The 4,193-nt window shown below is 42.6% G+C and carries 5 protein-coding genes and 1 pseudogene; all 6 read right to left on the reverse strand.

Annotation, left to right across the window (positions count from 1 at the left end; translation table 11 throughout):
* Positions 1-610 (reverse strand): annotated as a pseudogene (locus tag AC5590_RS18735) (HlyD family secretion protein); the annotation flags it as partial.
* Between the two features lie 116 nt (positions 611-726).
* Positions 727-1,053, reverse strand: a complete 327-nt coding sequence (locus AC5590_RS18740) for a four helix bundle protein (RefSeq protein WP_246163639.1) — start codon at positions 1,051-1,053, stop codon at positions 727-729.
* Between the two features lie 39 nt (positions 1,054-1,092).
* On the reverse strand, positions 1,093-1,809 hold the full coding sequence (locus tag AC5590_RS18745) for a DUF305 domain-containing protein (RefSeq protein ID WP_169268900.1): 717 nt from the start codon (positions 1,807-1,809) through the stop codon (positions 1,093-1,095).
* Between the two features lie 901 nt (positions 1,810-2,710).
* The gene (locus AC5590_RS18750) at positions 2,711-3,124 is read right to left on the reverse strand and encodes a heavy metal-responsive transcriptional regulator (RefSeq protein ID WP_169268902.1); all 414 of its coding nucleotides are present in this window, start codon (positions 3,122-3,124) and stop codon (positions 2,711-2,713) included.
* A gap of 137 nt (positions 3,125-3,261) precedes the next feature.
* Entirely contained in the window at positions 3,262-3,882 is a 621-nt protein-coding gene (locus tag AC5590_RS18755) for a class I SAM-dependent methyltransferase (protein WP_169268901.1), read from the reverse strand.
* A 93-nt stretch (positions 3,883-3,975) separates the two neighbouring features.
* On the reverse strand, positions 3,976-4,193 hold a 218-nt coding region (locus AC5590_RS18760; RefSeq protein ID WP_211178797.1), incomplete at its 5' end, for a cupredoxin domain-containing protein.

Consider the following 4,193-nt stretch of genomic DNA (forward strand, 5'->3'; position numbering starts at 1 on the left):
CATCACGTAATGGTAAAGCGCCAGAATCAGCTAACTGCTTGTCCTTGTCGTACTTTTCTTGAGCAAATGATACCTGGCTCTGTGCAGAGGCTATTTCCGCTACGGCTATTTGCTGATATTTGTCGTAGTTTTGTTGAGCGAGTTGTAAGTCAGCTTGCGCTTGCTGCAAGTCAGCCTCAGCTTCAGCAAGTTTTCCCTGAGATTCAACACGCAGTGTCACCAAGTCAGGACTGGTTACAACAGCTACAGGTTGACCTTTTTTTACGACTGCACCGGGTTCCACCAATAACTCAACTACTTTCGCCCCAGCAATTGGGGTATTGACTTCCGCTTTTTGACTGGGCAAGGTTTCAATTTGTCCGGTGGTTTTAATACCAACCGCTAGTCGCTGGCTTTTGACTGGCTCGACCTTTATTCCCAACCGTTTTGCAGTTTCTGTATCAACTTGAACAGAGCCACTATTTTGAGAGGTTTCATTTCCTCCTTGAAATTCGTCTCCGTGTCCGCCGTGTGCTAAAACTACTGCAGGACTGGCAAGTAAGAGCAGACTTGCAAGTGTGCCTGACACACAACGAATGGCTGTTGATGGCTTAGAATAAGGGTGACGCATAGCACTTTTAAAGTTTTTATATACTGAGGGAACGGAGCTAGTAGGGCGCTTTTGTGCTTTTAGGCTTTATAAATAGTAGATGCACATATTTCTTAGTTTTGCATTGAGAAATGAAATTAGGATGAAATAGCGATAAGAACAGACAGGGGAGCAGGGGAGCAGGAGGGGAGCCACTGCGTTGGTGAGGCAGTACTGCGGGAGGGTTTCCCTCCACAGGTATCTACCGAAAGGGTTTCCCGGCTGGAAGCATGTGGCGTTTTCCTTCCGTAGGTAACTGGCGTTAATTCCCTCCATAAGCGATTGCACCAAGCCGGAGGATCAGTTAAAGAATATCGTTCCTCTACAGGAAAGTCTTTAGACACCTCAAATATTTTCATCGCAGCATCAAAAGCCATTTGATAAACTCTTAAATCTTTGTGACTTTTGATTGGTTCTCTTTTCAACACCTGGTGCTCCTCTGCTCCTCTGCTCCCCCACTCTTACTACTGGTTGTACCAAGCTTGTCGCCATTGCTTCATTTGTTCAATTTCTTTTTGTTGAGAAGTGATAATATTTTGAGCCAGTTTCTTGATTTCAGGGCGCTTGGACTTACTCAATGCATCTTGCGCCATTGTCACCGCTCCTTCATGATGCGGAATCATTGCATTGATGAAGCGCAAATCAAATTCAGCATCACCGGCTCCCAAGTCCATGTCCATTCGCATAGCTTTAGATTGTTCATCAGACATTGCGATCGTCTGATTCTTTTGAGTATTCCAAGCCATTGGCGTGCTAGATGCTTTGGGATACCAAGCTTGTCGCCACTGTTTCAACTCAGCAATTTCTTTGTTTTGAGCTTTGATGATTTCTTCTGCTAGCTTTTTGATTTCAGGACGTTTTGATTTCTGTAGGGCTTCTTTTGCCATCACCACAGCACCTTGATGGTGCGGAGTCATCCCATCAATGAACCGCAAATCGTAGTTGGCATCCGCTGGACCTAAATCCATTGCCATGCTGTGGTTCATGCCACTATCATGATGCATACCACTGCCGTGGTTCATCTGCTGCTTGTCACTAGCCTCAGTTGCGGTGGTACTTGGGGTTTGGGTTTCGTTTTGGGAAGTCGTTGTGGAACAAGCTGTCAGCACGCCGCTTGTTAAGGAAGCAAGTGTTATGAAAGTCATCGCAAAAAACCCAGTTTTCCAAGAAATACGTTGCATAAATTTGAAATTCATTACTTACTATAGTTTCTTCTATTTTTAAATCTCTAGTTAGCTGGAGTGTCAAGTGCTATTTTCCAACGGGGTACAATAGCCAATTTGTTATTGAAACAATAGAGATGACCAAACCCCGTCAGGAATTACGCAAGCAATTGCAAACTGCTTAAACCACAAGTGTTTCGGCTTTTCTTAGTGCCATTCGTCTCAATACGGTTCAGTTAGAGCTAAAAACCTTAAATTTCGTAGGTTGGGGAGCCAGCGCGAATGACGGCTTTCCCGACCTAGGCAAGTCTGGCGTTTGAGGAACGAAACCCAACATTTCCGAGACTTTGTTGGGTTTCACTACGTTCAACCCAACCTACAATTCTCCTTAACTGAACCGTATTGCCATTCGTCTATGCTCTTTTTTTATTTTTTACCTCATCGCATACCCTAAGACAATACTCATGGCATTTTCCTCATCTTTATTGGCGATAAGCCGGAGGCTTGACGCTCCGCTCATCGCACTTCTAAATTGTTCTCTCTTTTTAATACATACGTACTGTTTTCCTAGCCCGTTGCCCACCGCCTATACTATGTGACACTTCAGGGTGCGGAATGGTGCGACTCGTTTGCGGTGAATTCATAACCAGGTTTCGTTCGGTTACAACAAGGAATGTTTGGTTGTAAAAGACGTTAAAACGGGGTTTATCAGTCTTGCGTTTTATTAATGAATCGGTGTTCTAGAACCGTTATGAATACAAGATTTTTGGTATAAAGTGTTTCTTTGATTTCTCAAGGGTGGCGATCGCCGCATGCCTGTGACAGTTGCGTAAGTGCTGTGTAGTATTACACTTTTGCTTCCTAGTTAACTAGAGAATCAAAAATTGCAGATTATCCTGCTCATTACAGGATTGATTTTTTAAGTCGGATAGATAATCGGACAGATGGTATTTTCAGGTATTTCAGAAACACTTTTCCAGCCTGAAAGTAGCCCTTCTAACTCTAACTTCAAGACCTGTAGCTGTTCAATTTGGTATTCGATTGCTGTAACTTTATCATTCAGTTTTGCTTTGATGTGGTCGCAGGGTAAATCCCCTTGGTCATGCACATCCAAAAACTCTTTAATCTCTAACAAGCTCAATCCAAGGCTCTGGGCACGCTTGATAAAGCTTAGGCGGGCAAAAACATTTGAGTTAAATAATCGAAATCCACCCTCAGTTCGATCCGAAGCCTTGAGCAAGCCCAGTTCTTCGTAGTAGCGAATAGTTTTAATCGGCACACCACTTTCTTTAGCAACAACACCAATTTGTTTTCCCTGTTCTTTGAGTAACATATTTAACAGTTCCCTCGCTAAACCTCTTATATTAGCTTTATTAGTCATAAACCCTCTAGTTAACTAGAGAGTTCAGACGAAACGTCAAATTATTCACTTTTGCTTGTCAAGTAATTGGCATTTTTTATCGGTATCATTCATGCTGCGCTCTTAGTTGCGATTCCTTTATATAGATGAGCCGTAATATCTGGCATTTTTTCAGGTGTAAATTGCTTAAGTTCAATATCATCAAATTGCTCTTCTACCAATTCCCGAATGTTTCGATTGAGATGACATCCATCCGCTATTACTTTTTGAATAGGTGTTAGCCGATGTTGCCAAAGCTGTATGTTAGGTTTATCGCTTAACCCATGTTCCAAAAAGAAAAACCTACCACCTCGTTTGAGGATGCGGTAAATTTCTTGAAGTGCTTGCTCTACATTGGCAATGCTGCATAATGTAAAAGTACTGACAACGCTATCAAAAGTATTATTTGATATTGGTAAATTTTCACTCGATAGCATTAATTGCTCAACTGTTATATTTGAGTTACTAATACGCTTTTTTGCAAAAGCATTCATACCAGGATTTGCATCTACGGTGGTAATTTTGTGAATATGTGGAGGATAGAAGGCGAGATTTAATCCAGTTCCAAAACCAATTTCTAGAACTTCTCCTTGGACATCTGCGAGTAGTTCCTGACGGTATTTGGCTAAATTTGGGTCTGATAAGCTCCAATCTAAAAAGCGCGGTAAAATAACCTGTGAGTAAAACCCCATAATTCTAAATCCTCTAAAATAACTATTTTCGCCTGCTTTCACCCCGAAGGGGTTAGGTAACAGCGAGTGGGGGAAATCCCCCTATTTTACGCGCTACCTAACCTCCAAGACACCGCGAAACATATTCATGCCGCAGGTAAAGGTGTAGGTTCCTGGTTGGTTGGGAGTAAACTCAATGGGAGTAACTTGGTTCAGGGGTAGCTCTTGGGCTATGTGGAAATCAGGAAATCGGATTTCTTCAAGACAACTGCTGGGGTCTTTGCGGTAGAAGTTGAGTCGCACTCTTTGAAGAGCATTAACTACCACTTGGC

This window comes from Brasilonema octagenarum UFV-OR1 (assembly GCF_963888615.1).
Classification (GTDB): domain Bacteria; phylum Cyanobacteriota; class Cyanobacteriia; order Cyanobacteriales; family Nostocaceae; genus Brasilonema; species Brasilonema sennae.